At 65.2% G+C, this 15945-nt stretch carries 19 protein-coding genes; 8 read left to right on the top strand and 11 right to left on the bottom strand.

The features are described 5' to 3' along the window. The first annotated feature begins 38 nt into the window (after positions 1-38). The gene (locus tag FSZ31_RS01560; RefSeq protein WP_147121303.1) at positions 39-575 is read left to right on the top strand and encodes a ubiquinol-cytochrome C chaperone family protein; all 537 of its coding nucleotides are present in this window, start codon (positions 39-41) and stop codon (positions 573-575) included. Beyond that, entirely contained in the window at positions 572-1126 is a 555-nt protein-coding gene (locus tag FSZ31_RS01555) for a YceD family protein (protein ID WP_328592384.1), read from the top strand. The genes FSZ31_RS01560 and FSZ31_RS01555 overlap by 4 nt, the downstream gene beginning before the upstream one ends. 171 nt (positions 1127-1297) lie before the next feature. Here FSZ31_RS01555 and gpmA read toward each other — a convergent pair whose 3' ends face one another. The 3 genes from gpmA to FSZ31_RS01540 are packed head-to-tail and all read right to left on the bottom strand — an operon-like array spanning position 1298 to position 3733. Further along, positions 1298-1984 carry a 2,3-diphosphoglycerate-dependent phosphoglycerate mutase gene (gene gpmA, locus FSZ31_RS01550; RefSeq protein WP_147121302.1) on the bottom strand — a complete coding sequence of 229 codons (687 nt, stop codon included), beginning with the start codon at positions 1982-1984 and terminating at the stop codon, positions 1298-1300. Positions 1985-1988: 4 nt separating this feature from the next. After that, complete coding sequence (locus FSZ31_RS01545) at positions 1989-3122, bottom strand: M14 family metallopeptidase (protein WP_147121301.1); 1134 nt, start codon at positions 3120-3122, stop codon at positions 1989-1991. After that, on the bottom strand, positions 3119-3733 hold the full coding sequence (locus FSZ31_RS01540; protein ID WP_147121300.1) for a DUF4136 domain-containing protein: 615 nt from the start codon (positions 3731-3733) through the stop codon (positions 3119-3121). Before FSZ31_RS01540 ends, FSZ31_RS01545 begins: the two co-directional genes overlap by 4 nt. Before the next feature lie 236 nt (positions 3734-3969). Between FSZ31_RS01540 and ykgO the strand changes: the two genes are divergently transcribed. Together ykgO and FSZ31_RS01530 are read left to right on the top strand one after the other, a co-directional pair. Beyond that, on the top strand, positions 3970-4095 hold the full coding sequence (ykgO, locus tag FSZ31_RS01535; protein WP_147121299.1) for a type B 50S ribosomal protein L36: 126 nt from the start codon (positions 3970-3972) through the stop codon (positions 4093-4095). Between the two features lie 98 nt (positions 4096-4193). After that, positions 4194-4802: an HAD family hydrolase gene (locus tag FSZ31_RS01530; RefSeq protein WP_147121298.1), complete on the top strand. Its 609-nt coding sequence runs from the start codon at positions 4194-4196 to the stop codon at positions 4800-4802. Positions 4803-4807: 5 nt separating this feature from the next. On the opposite strand, the gene FSZ31_RS01525 is transcribed toward FSZ31_RS01530, so the two are convergent. Continuing rightward, positions 4808-7084 carry a S9 family peptidase gene (locus tag FSZ31_RS01525; RefSeq protein WP_147122485.1) on the bottom strand — a complete coding sequence of 759 codons (2277 nt, stop codon included), beginning with the start codon at positions 7082-7084 and terminating at the stop codon, positions 4808-4810. Between FSZ31_RS01525 and FSZ31_RS01520 the strand changes: the two genes are divergently transcribed. After that, positions 7083-8930 carry an aminopeptidase P family protein gene (locus FSZ31_RS01520; RefSeq protein WP_147121297.1) on the top strand — a complete coding sequence of 616 codons (1848 nt, stop codon included), beginning with the start codon at positions 7083-7085 and terminating at the stop codon, positions 8928-8930. The genes FSZ31_RS01525 and FSZ31_RS01520 overlap by 2 nt on opposite strands. Before the next feature lie 353 nt (positions 8931-9283). Here the strand turns inward: FSZ31_RS01520 and pgmG are convergent, their stop codons facing one another. The 3 genes from pgmG to FSZ31_RS01505 are packed head-to-tail and all read right to left on the bottom strand — an operon-like array spanning position 9284 to position 11978. Next, positions 9284-10684, bottom strand: coding sequence for a phosphoglucomutase/phosphomannomutase PgmG (pgmG, locus tag FSZ31_RS01515; RefSeq protein WP_147121296.1), 1401 nt, complete (start codon positions 10682-10684; stop codon positions 9284-9286). Positions 10685-10715: 31 nt separating this feature from the next. Next, entirely contained in the window at positions 10716-11147 is a 432-nt protein-coding gene (locus tag FSZ31_RS01510) for a J domain-containing protein (protein WP_147121295.1), read from the bottom strand. 6 nt (positions 11148-11153) lie between these two features. Continuing rightward, positions 11154-11978 carry a division plane positioning ATPase MipZ gene (locus tag FSZ31_RS01505; protein WP_147122484.1) on the bottom strand — a complete coding sequence of 275 codons (825 nt, stop codon included), beginning with the start codon at positions 11976-11978 and terminating at the stop codon, positions 11154-11156. 102 nt (positions 11979-12080) lie between these two features. On the opposite strand from FSZ31_RS01505, the gene panC reads away from it, so the two are divergent. Both panC and FSZ31_RS01495 read left to right on the top strand, forming a co-directional pair. Then, positions 12081-12917 (top strand): pantoate--beta-alanine ligase, encoded by an 837-nt coding sequence (gene panC / locus FSZ31_RS01500; protein ID WP_147121294.1) that lies wholly within the window; start codon positions 12081-12083, stop codon positions 12915-12917. A gap of 164 nt (positions 12918-13081) precedes the next feature. After that, positions 13082-13396 carry an SEL1-like repeat protein gene (locus FSZ31_RS01495; RefSeq protein WP_147121293.1) on the top strand — a complete coding sequence of 105 codons (315 nt, stop codon included), beginning with the start codon at positions 13082-13084 and terminating at the stop codon, positions 13394-13396. A 61-nt stretch (positions 13397-13457) separates the two neighbouring features. On the opposite strand, the gene FSZ31_RS01490 is transcribed toward FSZ31_RS01495, so the two are convergent. The 3 genes from FSZ31_RS01490 to FSZ31_RS01480 form a co-directional block, all read right to left on the bottom strand. Continuing rightward, positions 13458-13955 carry a Dps family protein gene (locus FSZ31_RS01490; RefSeq protein WP_147121292.1) on the bottom strand — a complete coding sequence of 166 codons (498 nt, stop codon included), beginning with the start codon at positions 13953-13955 and terminating at the stop codon, positions 13458-13460. A gap of 119 nt (positions 13956-14074) precedes the next feature. After that, positions 14075-14632: a TMEM165/GDT1 family protein gene (locus FSZ31_RS01485; protein WP_147121291.1), complete on the bottom strand. Its 558-nt coding sequence runs from the start codon at positions 14630-14632 to the stop codon at positions 14075-14077. 12 nt (positions 14633-14644) lie between these two features. Continuing rightward, entirely contained in the window at positions 14645-14989 is a 345-nt protein-coding gene (locus FSZ31_RS01480) for a hypothetical protein (RefSeq protein WP_147121290.1), read from the bottom strand. 264 nt (positions 14990-15253) lie between these two features. Here FSZ31_RS01480 and rpmG point away from each other — a divergent pair, with 264 nt between their 5' ends. Beyond that, positions 15254-15421, top strand: a complete 168-nt coding sequence (rpmG, locus tag FSZ31_RS01475) for a 50S ribosomal protein L33 (RefSeq protein ID WP_147121289.1) — start codon at positions 15254-15256, stop codon at positions 15419-15421. 133 nt (positions 15422-15554) lie between these two features. Here rpmG and FSZ31_RS01470 read toward each other — a convergent pair whose 3' ends face one another. Further along, positions 15555-15926, bottom strand: coding sequence for a response regulator (locus FSZ31_RS01470; protein WP_147121288.1), 372 nt, complete (start codon positions 15924-15926; stop codon positions 15555-15557). Between the last annotated feature and the right edge of the window lie 19 nt (positions 15927-15945).

Genomic DNA, 15945 nt, shown 5'->3' with positions numbered 1-15945 from the left:
CTGGCGGCGCACCGCGCGCGTGGCTATAGGCCCGGGTCATGTTCGCACGCCTGTCCTCGCTGTTCGCCCCGCGGCCCGATCCGCGCGTCGCGATGCTTCCGCTCTACGACGCGATCGTCACCGCGGCGCGCGCACCGCACTGGTATCGTGCGGGCGGCGTTCCCGACACGATCGACGGACGCTTCGAAATGGTCGCCGCGCTGCTCTCGCTGACGATCGAGCGGCTCGACAGTTTTCCCGAGCGGAAAAGCGAGATGGCGCTGCTCACCGAGACCTTCGTCGAGGACATGGACGGGCAGCTGCGCCAGAGCGGCATCGGCGACGTCGTCGTCGGCAAGCATATCGGCCGGATGATGGGCGCGCTCGGCGGGCGATTTTCGGCCTATCGCGCAGCGTTCGACGCCGACGGTGACCTCGGCGCGACGATGATCCGCAACCTCTATCGCGGCGAGGCCCCGAACCCCGACGCGCTGGCGCACAGCAGCGCGGCACTGACCGCATTTCGCGATATGCTGGCGCAGCGCGACGCCGACGCCCTGCTCGCGGGCGACATCGAAGGACCCGAGGCCGCATGATGACCGCCGACGCGCCCGAATTTTCGCGCCCCCTGACGCTCGACAAGGTCGACCGCCAGCGCGAACCGCTGACGATCACCGCCGAGCCCGACGAGCGCGCCGCGCTCGCCGCTCGCTTCGCAATCGACGCGATCGACGCACTTTCCGCGACGGTTTCGTTCGCAAGCGAGGGCGACGACGTCATCGCGCGCGGCCGGTTGTCGGCGAAGGTGATGCAGACCTGTGTCGCAACGGGCGATGCGCTGCCGGTCAAGATCGACGAGCCCTTTGCCGTGCGCTTCATTCCCGAGCCCGGCAACGCCGCACCCGAGGAAGACGAGATCGAACTGTCGGCCGACGAGTGCGACACGATGCACTATCACGGCCGCGCGATCGACCTCGGCGAAGCCGTCGCGCAGACGCTGTTGCTCAGTCTCGATCCCTATCCGCGCGGCCCCGGCGCCGAGGACTTCCTCAAGGCCAAGGGCGTCAAGAGCGAGGGCGAGGCCAAGCGCGAGGCGAGCCCGTTCGGTGCGCTGGCTGCGCTCAAGGATACGTCCGGGAAAAACTGAGCGGCGTGCGTCTCCGCGCCCAGGCTCCGATCCTTCGATATTGGCCTTCGATACTGGCCTTCGATACTGGCCTTCGGCCCTACTCAGGACAAACGGGTCAGGGTGCCTCGGGCGCGGTGTAAACCAGAAAGACAGGGCTTCGACAGGCTTTGCCCGAACGGCTTGCGATGCCTAGCGATCGGCGAGATAATACCGGTCGGTCGCACCCAGCGTGTCGTCGAGTTCGTAGACGATCGGCTGGCCGGTCGGGATTTCGAGCCCGGTAATCTCGTCGTCGGGAATGTTCGACAGGTGCTTGACCAGCGCGCGCAGCGAATTGCCGTGTGCCGAGATCAGCACGCGCTCGCCCGCCTTTAGGCACGGCGCGATCCGGCTTTCCCAATAGGGCAGGACGCGCGCGATCGTGTCCTTGAGGCTTTCCGATTGCGGTACGTCGATCCCGGCATAGCGCGGGTCGGAAGACAGGTCGTACGGCCCGCCCGGCTCCATCGGCGGCGGCGGCACGTCGAAGCTGCGGCGCCAGATATGGACCTGCTCGTCACCGTAGCGATCGCGCGTGTCCTGCTTGTCGAGCCCGGTCAGCCCACCATAATGGCGCTCGTTGAGGTGCCAGTCCTTTTCCTCGGGCAGCCACAGGCGGTCCATTTCCTCGAGCGCGAGATGCAGCGTCTTGATCGCGCGCGTCTGCAGCGAGGTGAAGCAGCGGTCGAACTCGAGACCACGCTCGCGCATCAGTCGCCCGGCGGCGCGCGCTTCCTCGGCGCCCTTTTCGGTCACGTCGACGTCCCACCAGCCGGTGAAACGGTTTTCGAGGTTCCACTGCGACTGGCCGTGGCGAATCAGGACGAGCGTGGGCATTGTCTCACATCACCTCGTCGACCAGCTCGGCGAGGACGGCGAGGCAGTCGTGCGCCAGGCTCTTGCAGCGTTCGGGCGACCAGCCATGTTCGGCGTCGGGCAGGTCGACATTGTCCTTATAGGGCATTTCCAATGTCATCGCGGCGCAGCCGAAGCGTTCGGCGACCTGGTTGGTCGACATGCTGAGATTGGCGCTGCCCTTGGCAGCGGTCTCGTAGCCGAGCCTGGTCTGGAAATCTGGCGTGCGCTTGGCGAGCAGGTCGCGATAGGCGTAGAACTTGTCGCCCTGCGCGTCGGTCCACGACGCGATACCTTCGAAACCGGCGAGGAACACCGCGGGGATCGCTTCGTCACCGTGGATATCCATCGCGAAATCGACGCCGGTCGCGTCCATCGCATTGCGCACGCACAGGACTTCGGGGCTCTTTTCGGCGGTCGGCGTGTCCCATTCGCGGTTGAGGTTGGTGCCCGCGTAGTTGGTCCTGAGATGGCCGCGGATGCTGCCGTCGGGATTCATGTTGGGGACGATGTGGAAACGGCATTTCTGCCGCAGCAGCCGCGCGTGGGGATCCTGCGCGTCGCACAGCATTTCGAGCGCGCCTTCGACCCACCATTCGGCCATCGTCTCGCCGGGATGCTGGCGCGCATAAATCCACACCTGCTTGTCGCCCTCGCCCATTTCGAGGCAGTCGATCGGGCGGCCTTCGAGCGTTTCGCCGAGCTGGCGCAGCGAAACGCCGGCGGTCGAGGCGGCTTCGGACACCAGATTGTGGTGCCGGTCGAGACTGTAGGGTGCGAAATAGGCGAACCAGGCGATATTGCCGGTCGGCGCATAGCGGATCGTCAGCGTGCCGCCGTCGGCATCCTTGTCGTACGACGTCTCGGCGCGCGTCCAGTAATCGCGGTCTTCGCTGACGCACGCGTTGTACTCGCTCCAGCCGCCCGGATAGGCAGATTGCTCGAGCCCGGTGATCGCCAGTTCGAGCTCGGCCCCCGCTTCGCAGGCGACGCGGAAATGGAACCACTGGAAAAAGTCCGACTCGCGATCCTTCGCGATATGGAGGCGAGCCGAACTGCCGTCGATCGAATCGACGACGATGTTTCCGCCGTCAAACGCGGCGCTGATCTGAATAGTCATCGCACGGTGATAGTGCGCCCCGACTCCCCGGGAAACCCCTTGAACAGTGCTGCGGCAAGTTTATTTGCCATCGCCTCGACGCTCGCCGCATCGCTGCCCTCGCGCGCCGCGGTGTCGGCGCGGCCCTCCCACACAACGCTGGCGTCGGCGCGGCGTTCGATCGCAACGCTGAGCTGGGTTAGGACCTCGCCGCGCTTCTTGCCGCCGAGCGAGATGCCGAGGCCTATGCCGACGCCGCTGCCATAGCTGCCGGTCGATCCGCCGACCCCGACGCTGACCGGACTGCGGCTCGGTCCCGCTTCACGAGTCGCGCGGCGATAGTTGACGCGCGCCAGATAGGCGGCGCCGCTTGCTTCGGCGACGGGCGTATAGCCAATCTGCCTCAGCTGTTCGGCAACCGCGGCTGCGTAGCTGCGAAATTCGAGGCTTTGCGAATCGAGCGGCGAATCGGTCACCGTGCCGATCGCGATCGTACCGCGGGCGATCTGGCCGTCGCTGCCGGCAAGGTGAAAGCGCGTGACATCGACCGGACCGGCGCCCGATCCCATCGACGCGCATCCGCCCAGCGCGAGCAGCGGCGGGACTATCGCAAGACTGAGAAAACGCCGCATGGAATGGCTCCTTTTCGGACAAAACACGGTCGGTGACGACATGGTAACGCCAGCCACCGTTCGACGCATCAACGCGTCGGCTTCGATTCGGCTCCGTAATCATCGATTATGCGGTGCGATGCCAGCGTTTCGACGAAAGGCCGGTTGACTTTTAACGGGGGCAACCATAGATGCCCGCCTTCGCGATCGGTGACGAAAGATCCCGAACGCCCGCAGATTCATCCGGAAGAGATATCATGAAAGTTCGCAACAGCCTCAAGTCGCTGAAGGACCGCCATCGCGATTGCCGCGTCATCCGCCGTCGTGGCCGGACCTATGTGATCAACAAGACCAACCGCCGCTTCAAGGCGCGTCAGGGCTGATCCAGCGTGTCGGCCGTGCGCAGCGCGCGCGGCGGTAAAATCGACAACCGCCGCGGGAGCGATCCGGCGGCGGTTTTTCTGTGTCCGGGAGCCGAACATTGAGCCAGCCGACCGCGGTCATCTTCGACGTCGGGCGCGTCCTGTTCGAATGGGACCTGCGCCATCTGTTCGCCAAGCTGATCACCGATGACGACGCACTCGAACAGTTCGTCACCACCGTCGTCACGCCCGAATGGCATCTCCAGGCCGACCAGGGCCGCGCACTCGACGAGATGATCGCCGAGCGCATTGCCCAATTTCCGCAGCATGCGCAGCTGATCCATGCGTATGCGGAGCGTTTCACCGAGACGATCCCCGGCCCCGTCGCGGGCATGCCAGAGCTCGTCGCGCGGCTCGATGCGGCCGAGGTGCCGCTCTATGCGATCACCAATTTCGGGCATGAGTTCTGGCAGATGTTCCGCCCGGCCCAGCCGGTCTTCGACCGCTTCGCCGATATCGTCGTGTCGGGCACCGAACAGCTCGCCAAGCCCGACCGCCGCATCTTTCGCCTCGCGCTCGATCGCTTCGCGCTCGCGCCGCACCAGGCGTTTTTCATCGACGACAACGAAGACAATGTCGCCGCCGCGCGCGCGATGGGCATCACCAGCCACCACTTCACCGACGCCGCCAGCCTCGAAACCGACCTCGGGCGATTTGGGCTGCTCTGATCGGGTTACTCGGGGTCGGGCTGCATCTGCGTCAGGATGAAGGCGAATTCCTCGGCGGTTTCGCGCAAGCTTTCGAACCGCCCAGACTTGCCGGCATGGCCCGCACCCATGTTGGTTTTCAAGAGCAACAGATTGTCGTCGGTCTTGGTCGCACGCAGCCGGGCGACCCATTTGGCGGGCTCCCAATAGGTCACGCGCGGGTCGTTGAGCCCGGCGGTCACCAGCATCGGCGGATAGGCGTGGGCGGTCACGTTGTCATAGGGGCTGTACGATCGCATGTATGCGAACGCCGCCTTGTCGGTGATCGGATTGCCCCATTCCTGCCATTCGCCCGGCGTCAGCGGCAGCGATTCGTCCATCATCGTGTTGACGACATCGACAAAGGGCACGTGCGCGACGATCGCGCCGAAGGTTTCGGGCGCCATGTTGGCGATCGCCCCCATCAACTCGCCGCCGGCCGATCCGCCCGAGGCAGAGATGCGCCCCTCGCTGGTATAGCCCAATGCGGCGAGACCCTGAGCAACGTCGATGAAGTCGGTGAAGGTGTTGATCCGCTCCATCCGCTTGCCCTGCAGGTACCAGCGGCGGCCGAGATCGTCGCCGCCGCGGATATGCGCGATGGCATAGACGAAGCCCTGGTCGACGAGGCTGAGGCGCGTCGTCGAAAAGCCCGGCGGCACCGCGTAACCGTATGCGCCATAGGCATAGAGGTGGACGCGCGCCTTGCCGTCCTTCACCAGCCCCTTGCGATAGACGAGGCTGACCGGGACCATCGTCCCGTCGCGCGCCTTGATCGTGACGCGCTCGGTTTCATAACGCGACGCATCGTATCCCGACGGGATTTCCTGCACCTTGAGCGTTTCGAGGCTGCGTGCCGCGACGTCGTAATCATAGATCGTGTCGGGCGTCGTCATCGCCTCGTACGACAGGCGCAGCCTGGTCTGGTCGAATTCGGGATTGTCGTCGAGCCCGGCGGTGTAGCTGGCGGCGGGAAAGGCGATCCGTTCGATCCGCGCGGGGTCGTCGTAATAGCGCACCTCGACCTGGTCGAGCCCGTCCTCGCGGCCCTCGACGACATAGAAATCGCGGAAGGTCTGGACGTCGGTCAGGTAGAAGCGGTCGGACCCTTCGATCAGTGTCGTCCACTTCGCAGGCGCCGACAGCGGCGCGGTTGCGAGGCGGAAATTCTCATGGGTGTCGTTGGTCAGGATGAACAGCGTGCCGTCATGTTCGTCGATATCGTATTCGCGCCCGGTCTTGCGCGGCGCGACGAGCACGGCCTTGGCGAAGGGGTCGTTCGCGGGAAGCAGGCGGACCTCGCTCGTTTCATTGTCGCCGGTGGCGATGACGATATGGCCTTGCGAGCTGGTCAGGCCGACGCCGACCGAAAAGCTCTCGTCGGGCTCGTGATAGATTTCGCGATCGGCCGAGAAATCGGTGCCGATCGTGTGGACGCGGACATTGTCGGTGCGCCAGTTTTCGTTGGCGAGGCCATAGAGCAAATGCTTCGAATCGCTCGTCCAGACGAGGTTCGACAGCGTCCCGGGGATATGGTCGGACAGCAGCGCGCCGGTCGTCAGGTCCTTAACGACGACGTCGAAGCGTTCGGAGCCGTTGGTGTCGGTGGCATAAGCGAGCAGGCGACCGTCGGGACTGACCTCGGCCTGACCGAGACGGAAATAATCATGCGGTTTGGCAAGCGCGGTCTCGTCGAGGATCAGCTGCGCGTCGCCGCCAGCGACAGGTTTGCGGTACCATTTCTTGTACTGCGCGCCCTTTTCATATTCGACCCAGTAGAGCCAGTCGCCGTCCTTCTGCGGGACGCTGGCATCGTCTTCCTTGATCCGCGCCTTCATCTCTTCGAACAACGATTCGACGAGCGGCGCATTGGGCTTCATCGCCGCTTCGAAATAGGCGTTTTCGGCATTGAGATAGGCCCGCACATCGGCATCGTCGACCTTGGGGTAGCCCTGGTCCTTGAGCCAGAAATAGGGGTCCTCGACGGTTTGCCCATGCGCGGTGTAGCTGTGCGCGCGCCGATCGGCGACGGGCGCTGGCGGAAGGTCGGCGGGGGTCACGGAGATCAGGCGCGGCGGGGTCGGGGGTGTGGTCACGGGTCGGGGTGGTTCCTCTATGCACAGATTGCCCGCATCGGGGTCGGGGAGCGAGACGCATCCGGCGAGTGGGGTGGAAAAGACGAGGGCGAAGGTCCAGATAGGATGCAAAGCAATCTCCCCCGGCGCGTCAGGCGCGCCTCTCGTTACGAACAGGAAGCCCGCCATGTCCAGCGATACCAGCACCGCCACCCGTCCCGCCAACCTGACCGACAGCGGCCCCGATGCCGCCGCGCGCCTCGATTTGCTGCGCAATGAGCTCAAGCGGCGCGGGCTCGACGGCTTCGTCGTCCCGATCACCGACGAATACATGTCCGAATATGTCGGCAGCTATGCCCAGCGCATGGCATGGCTGACCGGCTTCCAGGGGTCGGCGGGCAGCGCCGCGCTGCTCGGCGACAAGGCGGCGGTGTTCACCGACGGGCGCTACACGATCCAGGTCCGCGAACAGGTTCCGGGCGACCTTTACGACTATGTCGACGTCCCCGCGTCGAGCCCGGCAAAATGGCTGGTCAAGAATGCCAAGCCAGGCATGAAAGTGGGCTATGACGCGTGGCTGCATTCGGTCGACTGGGTCAAGGCAACCGCCAAGGTGCTCGCCGCCAAGGGCGCCGAGCTCGTCGCCACCGACGGCAATCCGATCGACGCGGTATGGGAAAGCCAGCCCGCGCAGAGCCCCGCCGAAGCCAAGGTCCATGACGACACGCACGCGGGCAAGTCGGTCGCGGCCAAGCGGCAGGAGATCGCCGACTGGCTCAAGGAGAATGACTGCGACGCGACGATTGTTACCGCGCTCGATTCGGTTGCCTGGCTGTTCAACCTGCGCGGGTCGGACGTGACGCACACGCCGGTCGCGCTCGCTTACGCCATCGTCCATGCCGATGCGACCGCCGAGCTGTTCATCGCGCCGGGCAAGGTGACCGACGCGGTCAAACAGCATCTCGGCAATTCGGTCCGGCTCCATGCGCGCGACGATTTCGAGGCGGGGCTCGCCGACCTGGCCGGCAAGACCGTCGCGGCCGACCCCGAACGCGCAGTCGCCGGCATTTTCGAGGCGCTCGAAGCGGCAGGCGCGAAGATCGAACGGCTGCGCGACCCCGTCGTCCTCGCCAAGGCGGTCAAGAACGTCGCCGAGATCAGGGGCCACAAGGCCGCACAGGCACGCGACGGCGCAGCGCTGACCAAATTCCTGCGCTGGATGGAAAACGAAGCCCCCAAGGGCGAGCAGACCGAACTGTCGGCGGTCGATCGGCTGCTGGCATTCCGCGAAGACACCGGAAAGCTGCTCGATACCAGCTTCGACACGATTTCGGGCGCCGGTCCGAACGGCGCGCTGTGTCACTATCGCGTCGACGAGGCGAGCAACCGCAGAATCGCGCCCGGCATGCTTTATCTTGTCGATTCGGGCGGGCAATATGCGGATGGCACCACCGACGTCACGCGCACGATTCCCGTTGGCGAACCGACCGCCGAGAACCGGCGCCGTTTTACGCAGGTGCTCAAGGGACATATCGCCGTCGATCGCGCACGTTTCCCCGCCGGTACGACGGGCGGCCAGCTTGATACGCTGGCGCGGCAGTTTCTCTGGGCCGACGGCGTCGATTATGCGCACGGCACCGGCCACGGCGTGGGCAGTTTTCTCGCGGTCCACGAGGGCCCGCAGAGCATCGCCCCACCGCACAGCAAGCCGGGAACCGACGAGCCGCTCCGCCCCGGCATGATCCTGTCGAATGAGCCGGGTTACTACAAGGAAGGCGGTTTCGGCATTCGCATCGAGAATCTGGTGCTGGTCGTGCCCGTCGAGGTGGCGGGCGCCGAAAAGCAGGTGCTCGGATTCGAGACGCTGACCTTCGCGCCGATCGAACGCGACCTGATCGACGTGGCGTTGCTCACCGACGAAGAACTCGCCTGGCTCAACGACTATCACGCCAGGACGCTGGCATTGCTCGCCCCGCAGCTCGAGGGCGAGGACAAGGCGTGGCTCGAGGAGAAGTGCGCGCCTATTTCCAGGTAGGTTCGCGCGCGGCGCGATATCAGCAAAAAAAAGGGCCGCCCCGAGGGACGACCCATAAAAGTTTTAGGAGAGGATGCCTAAAAGGCACGCTCTTTGTGCAGCGCAGCATAAAATTGTGCAAGTGCGAAGAAAACAAACGCAGTTGCAAGGAATGCAATCGTGAAGACTGGCCCTCTCCCCTTCCGGGGAGAGGCAACGGAGCCTTGCAGCTTGCTGCTCAGGCGAGTGGAGAGGGGCTGTCCTTGGCGGATGCCTGCACTGAACGCACCCGCCTCGCCCCCGCTCTGCTGCGACTAGGCCGCTGCGCGGCCAAGTCTCGCTATCTCTCCCCGGAGGGGAGAGAGTTTAACGCCTCAATGTCCTGCGGCTTGGCCGCGCTCCATCCCCGATAGCGCGAGCTGCGCGTCGATCTGCGCGAGCAGGCGGTCGAGCCCGGCTTCATCGTTCGCTTCGGCGCGCGCGACGAGGACATCCTGCGTGTTCGATGCGCGCAGCAGCCACCAGCCGTCGGGCGTATTGACGCGCGCGCCATCGGTGCGGTCGATGTCCGCGCCATCGGCGGCAAGCCGTTCGAGCACTTCGTCGACCACCGCGAACTTGCGCGCATCATCGACCTGGAACCGCAGTTCGGGGGTGTTGACCATCGCGGGCATCGCGCCGCGCAATTCGGTCACGCTGTGACCCAGCACGTCGGCAGCGCGGATCAGTTGGATCGCGGCATAGAGCGCGTCGTCGAAGCCGTAATAATCGTGCTTGAAGAAGACATGTCCGCTCATCTCGCCCGCCAGCGGCGCGCCGGTTTCGAGCATCTTCTGCTTGATCAGACTGTGTCCCGTTTTCCACATCACCGGCTTGCCGCCGAGCTCGGCAACGCGATCGAACAGCGCCTGGCTCGCCTTGACGTCGGCGATGATCGTCGCGCCGGGCACGTCTTTCAGGACCATTTCGGCGAAAATCGCGAGCAGCTGGTCACCCCAGATCACCCGGCCGGTGCCGTCGATCGCGCCGATCCGGTCGCCGTCGCCGTCGAATGCCAGTCCGAAATCGAGGGTGTTCTCGGCGACCAACGCCTTGAGGTCGGCCAGATTCGCCTCATCGGTCGGATCGGGATGATGATTGGGAAACGCACCATCGACGTCGGTGTAGAGCGTGAAATGTTCGCCGGGCAGCCGCTTGACGAGCCGGTCGACGATCGGTCCGGCGGCGCCGTTGCCCGCGTCCCAGCCGATCCGCCACGCCTTGCCCTTGGCGCCGAGGCCTTCGAGCAGGCGGTCGACATAGGCGTCCATGATCGCCCGCTGCTTGTTCGCCGCGACATAGCCGGCGGGCGCATCGCACCACGCGCCGCTCGCCGCCATCCGGCCGAGATCCTGGATGTCCTCGCCGAAAAACGGACGGTGACCCAGGACCATCTTGAAGCCGTTATAGTTGGCGGGGTTGTGGCTGCCGGTTATCTGTATGCCGCCATCGGCATCCTCGACCATCTCGGCATAATATAGCATCGGCGTCGGGCCGAGGCCGACCTCGATCGCATCGACTCCGCCCGCGTTGAGGCCCTCGACGAGCGCGCGGGCGAGTCCCGGCGAGCTCAATCGGCCGTCATAGCCGACCGCGACGCGGCTGCCGCCGGTCGCGCGGACGCGCGTCGCAAAGCCGCGACCGATGGCATATGCGTCGGCATCGTGGAGCGTCTGGCCGACGATGCCGCGGATATCGTATTCGCGCAGGCTGCTGGGGTCGAACTGGTGCGTCATTGCTGGGGCTTTCATAATCCAAAAAAGAGCGTCAACCGCGGGTGCGTGCGGCAAGATCGGCCAACAGCAGGTCGCGCGCAGCGGCCAGCCGCGTTGCCGAGGCGGTGTCGCCGCCGGTGTCGGGGTGCGCCGCGACGATGCGGTTGCGATAGGCTGTGCGGATCGCGCGTTCGTCGGCCCAGGGCAGGAGGCCGAGCAGGTCGCGCGCGGCGTCGAGATCGGCCGCGTTGGCGGGGCGCCGCGCGAACACCGCGCCGCGCAACCTGCCCCAGTGCCGACCGATCCACAGCGCACCGCCGCCCGCGAGCAGCAGGCCGATCGCGACGCCGCCGCCGGTCAGCAGTTTCGCGCCGATGACGACCGCCGCGAGCGCGAGCGCGTCCTGACCGGTCCAGCCGGCAAGACGACCCGTCATCCAGGCCCAGGCGATCAGGCCGAGCGCGACGAGCGCGAGCAGCACCATCGCCGGCTAGACCGCCTCGGCGAGGGCTTGATCGCGGCCCGCCGAGGCGCTTTCCGCCCGCGGGCGCGGCAGTTGCAAGCCGGCGACCATTTCGCGCAATTCCTGGCGCGCGGCGATATGGCTGACGCCGAGTTCGCCGAGCATGCCCTTGTCGAGCAGGGTCAGGCCCGAGGGAAAGAGTTCGCGATAGACGACGCGCTCGCCAAGGCCCGGCAGGACGCGAAAGCCGACGCGCTTGGCCAGCTCGGTCAGCGCGGCGCCGACCCGGCGCATGTTGCGCGCCTCGATATGCTGCAAGCGGTTGCGCATCAGCACCCAGTCGATCGTCACCCCGTCCGATTTCGCGCGAGCCTTGCGCGCCTCCCAGATGAGTTCGGCGTAGAAGCTCAATTTCTTGACCTTGAAGGTATCGGGATCGACCTGGCCGACGAGGTCGAAATCGACGAAGCTGTCGTTCATCGGCGTCACCAGCGTGTTGGCCAGCGTCGCCATGTGGCGGGCGAAGCGGTCGTCGCGTCCCGGCGTGTCGGCGATCAGATAATCGGCGCCGTCGCTCATCCGCTCGACCATCTGCTCGAGCTCGCCGAGCGTATCGCCGGTGAACACCTCGTAAGCAGGGGTCGGCAGGTCGATGCCACGCCGCTGTGCGGTCGCGTCGCGGTTTTCGAGATAACGGTAGAAGGTCCGCTGGCGCGGATCGAGATCGATCCCCGCGACGCGATAGCCCTGGCTCGCGAGCGCCACCGCGACGTGCACCGCGCTGGTCGATTTGCCTGTTCCGCCCTTTTCATTGGCGAAGACGATGACATGCGGTCCCGCGGCGCGGCGCATCGGCGTATCATCGGTTTCGGCACGATCGGTTTGCACGCTCATCCTGGCTGTTCTAACCCCCCATAACAACTGTCCCCACCGTCTACCCAAGGGCTTGCCGCCATGCAAACCATCCGTGATCTCGCCGCGCTGCGCGCCGCCTGCAGCGCCGCACGCGCCGATGGCGGGCTCGCGCTCGTCCCGACGATGGGCGCGCTCCACGACGGCCACCTCGCGCTGGTCCGCGAGGCAAAGCGCCATGCGCGCCACGTTGCGGTGTCGATCTTCGTCAACCCGACGCAGTTCGGTCCGGGTGAAGACCTCGACGCCTATCCGCGCCGCGAGGCCGAGGACCTCGCGCTGATCGCGGCCGAGGGCGCGAGCATCGCGTGGTTGCCCGATGCGGCGACGATGTATCCCGACGGCTTTGCGACGAGCATCCGCGTCGGCGGCGCGAGCGAGGGGCTGTGCGGCGCGGCGCGACCGGGACATTTCGACGGTGTCGCCACCGTCGTCGCCAAACTGTTCAACCAGGTCGGCCCCGGTGTCGCGGTGTTCGGCGAAAAGGATTACCAGCAACTCGCGGTGATCCGCCGCCTCGTCGCCGACCTCGATTTCGCGATTGATATTATCGGCCTGACGACGGTGCGCGAGGCCGACGGGCTCGCCCGATCGAGCCGCAACGCCTATCTGTCGGCCCAGGACCGCGCGCGTGCCGCCGCTCTCCCCGCGACATTGCATGCCTGCGCAGCGCGGATCGTCGCGGGCGATGCCGTCGCCGAGGTGCTGCATGACGGGATCGCCGCATTGCACGAAGCAGGCTTCGCATCGGTCGATTATCTCGAGCTGCGCGACGCCGCATCGCTCGTCCCCGTGACGACGCTCGCCGCACCCGCACGGCTGCTCGTCGCGGCGCGGATCGGCACCACGCGGTTGATCGACAATATCGCGGTCGCCTAGTTTGCGCGCAAATTTATTGCGGGCGACCTCGCGATTCGCGACGTAAAATATCCTTTTACACCGACAAAGTACGATTTCCCGATCGCTGTTAACCATTTGGTTACCATGATCGCCGATCACTGGTCGTCACTGCCACAGGGGGCAGGGACCAAAGGGGAAAACCAGTGGCCAGCAGTAGCAAATCCGCCATGTTCCTGATCGAAAGCCGGCTCGCCGATGCGGCGCGCGGCAATCCGGAAGCCTATTACGATCTCGGCGTCGCCTATTCGACCGGATCGGGCGGGGTCGAATACGATCTCATCCAGGCGCACAAGTTCTTCAATCTCGCCGCACTCGGCGGCAGCAGCCGGGGTCAGATGTGCCGCGCGGAGATATCCGACGAGATGAGCCGCGATGACATCGCCGAGGCCCAGCGCCAGGCCCGCGGCTGGCTCAACGACACGGCGCGCGCCACCAGCTACGGCCGCTTCGCCGCATAACGAAACGAAAAAGGGCGGCCATCGAGCCGCCCTTTCGTTATCATCTATCAGTCGCCGGGCATCAGCCCTTGCGGCTGGCCTCGAACAGGAACCAGGCGCGCTGTTCGGCCTGGTCGGTCCAGTCGTCGAGAATGCCGCTGGTCGCATTGTCCTTGGCTTCGTCGACGATGTCCTTCGCCTCGCGCAGCGACGCCACGAGCGCGAGATTGTCCTCGCGCAGTTCGGCAAGCATCTTGTCGGCGCTGACGAAATCGGCGTCATTATCCTTAATCGTCTGATGCCGCGCGATGTCGCCGATCGAGCGCAGCGTGGTGTTGCCCGTCTTGCGCACGCGCTCGGCGATCGCGTCGGTGGTGCCGATAATCTGCGTCGCCTGTTCGTCGAGCATCAGGTGATAGTCGCGGAAATGCGGGCCCGAGACGTGCCAGTGAAAATTCTTGGTCTTGAAATAGAGCGCATAGCTGTCGGCGAGGATCGCGTTGAGCGCTTGCGCCACGGTCTTGGCGGCGTTGGTCTTGATGTCGGTCGGCGTATCGAGCTTGGCGGGGGCGTTTGTCATGAGGCTCTCTCTGTTGAATAAGCGTGTCTGATACCCGTCCAACTCACCACCACGGCGAGAGTTTCAGTTTAGCGGAACGATTTAATTGGGCAGTTTGATCGATGGGCTCGATCGAGCCGCTAAAGCGCGCCTACGCCGATCACGACTGCGGCGGCGGCAAAGCCGATTCCGCCCGCGAAGCGCAGCCATTTGAGCGGCGCCCATCCTTCGATCCGGCGGGCGAAGGCAACCGCGGGGAGCGTAGCGGCGGCAATGCCGATCGCGCCGCCGAGCCCGGCGATCCATGGCAGGTCGGCGCGCGCTGCACCCGCAATGACAAGAAACTGGCTCTTGTCGCCGAATTCGAGAACGAGGCAGCCGAGCAGGGCGAGCCAGAATGGCGCCATCCGCCAGCCGTCAAGCCGGTCGAGCGCGAGCCGCGGCCACAGCATCGCGATCGCCGCAAAGGCCAAAGCGAGCGCTTGAAACATCATCAATGCATGGCCCGAGATGACGCTCGCGAAAAAGCTGCCGACGAGGACAGACAGCGTGCAATTGACAACCGTTGCAGCTGCGAACCCCGCGAAGATCGGGCCCGGCCGCGCAGTGCGCACGACGAGCAGTGCGACGAGCAACTGCGTACGGTCGCCGATTTCGGCGACGAAGGTCGCGATCATGGTGAGGAGGAGGGTGTCCATGGCGGCGGGGTATCAGCCCGCGAGGCGGATTTCGACCGATGCCAGCAACGCTTCGCGCGCGCCCAATACCGGCGCCGCCTGCTGGTCGATGGCGATCGCGTCGTGCAACGCATCGAGAAAGGCGAGAATCCCCTGATGGCGTCCACCGCGCGAGATCGCCGCCTCGAGCGCCTCGGCGACGCATTGCACCGTCGGATAGTTCTGCTGCCGGGCATAGGCGCGCAGGCCCGCGACCTCGGTCAGGATCGGGCCGGGCCGTTCGCGCGAGCGGTGATTGGCGATAACCATTACGCGGCGCAGCATCTGCTGGCGGACAAAGCCGCCGTCGCCGCCAATATCCCGTGCTGTATAACCCATCGCCTGCCCCCCGTCCGCGACCCGCTTTGATCGCATTTCAAGGATGCACATGCTATGGTTAGCATCGGGTTAAACCCCGCGCTTTGACAGGTCTTTCATCGTCCCACGGCTTGACAGCGGGGGCGCGATTGGCCAAAGGGCGCGCTTCGAAGCGTAAGGGCGGCGAAGTGCGCCGCTTTTCTTTTGTCACCGACGATTCGCATCGCGGTACGAAAGCCCAGCGCACCGACCATACGCACACGCGAATTTGCAAGGGATTGGGCCATGGCCAAGCCAGCCACCATCAAGATCAAGCTCGTCAGCACTGCCGACACCGGATTCTATTACACGACCAAGAAGAATCCGCGCAACATCACCGAGAAGATGTCGCAGCGCAAATACGACCCCGTCGTGCGCAAGCATGTCGAGTTCAAGGAAGCCAAGATCAAGTAAGCCCGCGCCGGCGTTCGCGCCGGTTGCCGCTGCATGATCGCCAGAGCTTCAAGGCCGGCGTTTCAAAGGGCGTGCCGTTGGCGCGCCCTTTGCTTTGCGCGCCGTTCGCGCACGCTTGCGTCCGGCGGACGCGTCAGGCCGGTTGCAACATCCCGGCGACGGTTTCGATGAACTTGATCACCGATATCGGTTTCGACACATAGGTCTCGGCGCCCGCTTCGCGGATCCGGTCCTCGTCGCCCTTGCCGGCATAAGCGGTCACCGCCATCACCGGCACGACGCGAAGCTCCTCGTCGCGCTTGAGCGCGGTAATGAGGTCGAGCCCGCTGATGTGCGGCAGCTGGATATCCATGATGATGAGATGCGGGCTGAGCGCGCGCGCGCGTTCGATCGCATCGCGTCCGTCGCGAACCGCCTCGGCGATATAGCCATGTGCGCGCAACAGGTCGCAGAACAGTTTGAGGTTGAGTTCATTGTCCTCGACGACGAGCACGGTCCTGGTCATAATTGTCGCGCCGATCCTT

The organism is Flavisphingopyxis soli (assembly GCF_007995095.1).
In the GTDB taxonomy this organism is placed as follows: Bacteria; Pseudomonadota; Alphaproteobacteria; order Sphingomonadales; family Sphingomonadaceae; genus Flavisphingopyxis; species Flavisphingopyxis soli.
This window is presented reverse-complemented; position numbering and strand designations above follow the sequence as displayed.

Excerpts from the sequence above, each read along its gene's own strand:
- FSZ31_RS01560 (WP_147121303.1), top strand. The coding sequence starts at position 39 with ATGTTCGCACGCCTGTCCTCGCTGTTCGCCCCGCGGCCCGATCCGCGC.
- FSZ31_RS01555 (WP_328592384.1), top strand. The coding sequence starts at position 572 with ATGATGACCGCCGACGCGCCCGAATTTTCGCGCCCCCTGACGCTCGAC.
- gpmA (WP_147121302.1), bottom strand. The coding sequence starts at position 1,984 with ATGCCCACGCTCGTCCTGATTCGCCACGGCCAGTCGCAGTGGAACCTC.
- FSZ31_RS01545 (WP_147121301.1), bottom strand. The coding sequence starts at position 3,122 with ATGACTATTCAGATCAGCGCCGCGTTTGACGGCGGAAACATCGTCGTC.
- FSZ31_RS01540 (WP_147121300.1), bottom strand. The coding sequence starts at position 3,733 with ATGCGGCGTTTTCTCAGTCTTGCGATAGTCCCGCCGCTGCTCGCGCTG.
- ykgO (WP_147121299.1), top strand. The coding sequence starts at position 3,970 with ATGAAAGTTCGCAACAGCCTCAAGTCGCTGAAGGACCGCCATCGCGAT.
- FSZ31_RS01520 (WP_147121297.1), top strand. The coding sequence starts at position 7,083 with ATGTCCAGCGATACCAGCACCGCCACCCGTCCCGCCAACCTGACCGAC.
- FSZ31_RS01525 (WP_147122485.1), bottom strand. The coding sequence starts at position 7,084 with ATGGCGGGCTTCCTGTTCGTAACGAGAGGCGCGCCTGACGCGCCGGGG.
- pgmG (WP_147121296.1), bottom strand. The coding sequence starts at position 10,684 with ATGACGCACCAGTTCGACCCCAGCAGCCTGCGCGAATACGATATCCGC.
- FSZ31_RS01510 (WP_147121295.1), bottom strand. The coding sequence starts at position 11,147 with ATGGTGCTGCTCGCGCTCGTCGCGCTCGGCCTGATCGCCTGGGCCTGG.
- FSZ31_RS01505 (WP_147122484.1), bottom strand. The coding sequence starts at position 11,978 with ATGCGCCGCGCCGCGGGACCGCATGTCATCGTCTTCGCCAATGAAAAG.
- panC (WP_147121294.1), top strand. The coding sequence starts at position 12,081 with ATGCAAACCATCCGTGATCTCGCCGCGCTGCGCGCCGCCTGCAGCGCC.
- FSZ31_RS01490 (WP_147121292.1), bottom strand. The coding sequence starts at position 13,955 with ATGACAAACGCCCCCGCCAAGCTCGATACGCCGACCGACATCAAGACC.
- FSZ31_RS01485 (WP_147121291.1), bottom strand. The coding sequence starts at position 14,632 with ATGGACACCCTCCTCCTCACCATGATCGCGACCTTCGTCGCCGAAATC.
- FSZ31_RS01480 (WP_147121290.1), bottom strand. The coding sequence starts at position 14,989 with ATGGGTTATACAGCACGGGATATTGGCGGCGACGGCGGCTTTGTCCGC.
- rpmG (WP_147121289.1), top strand. The coding sequence starts at position 15,254 with ATGGCCAAGCCAGCCACCATCAAGATCAAGCTCGTCAGCACTGCCGAC.
- FSZ31_RS01470 (WP_147121288.1), bottom strand. The coding sequence starts at position 15,926 with ATGACCAGGACCGTGCTCGTCGTCGAGGACAATGAACTCAACCTCAAA.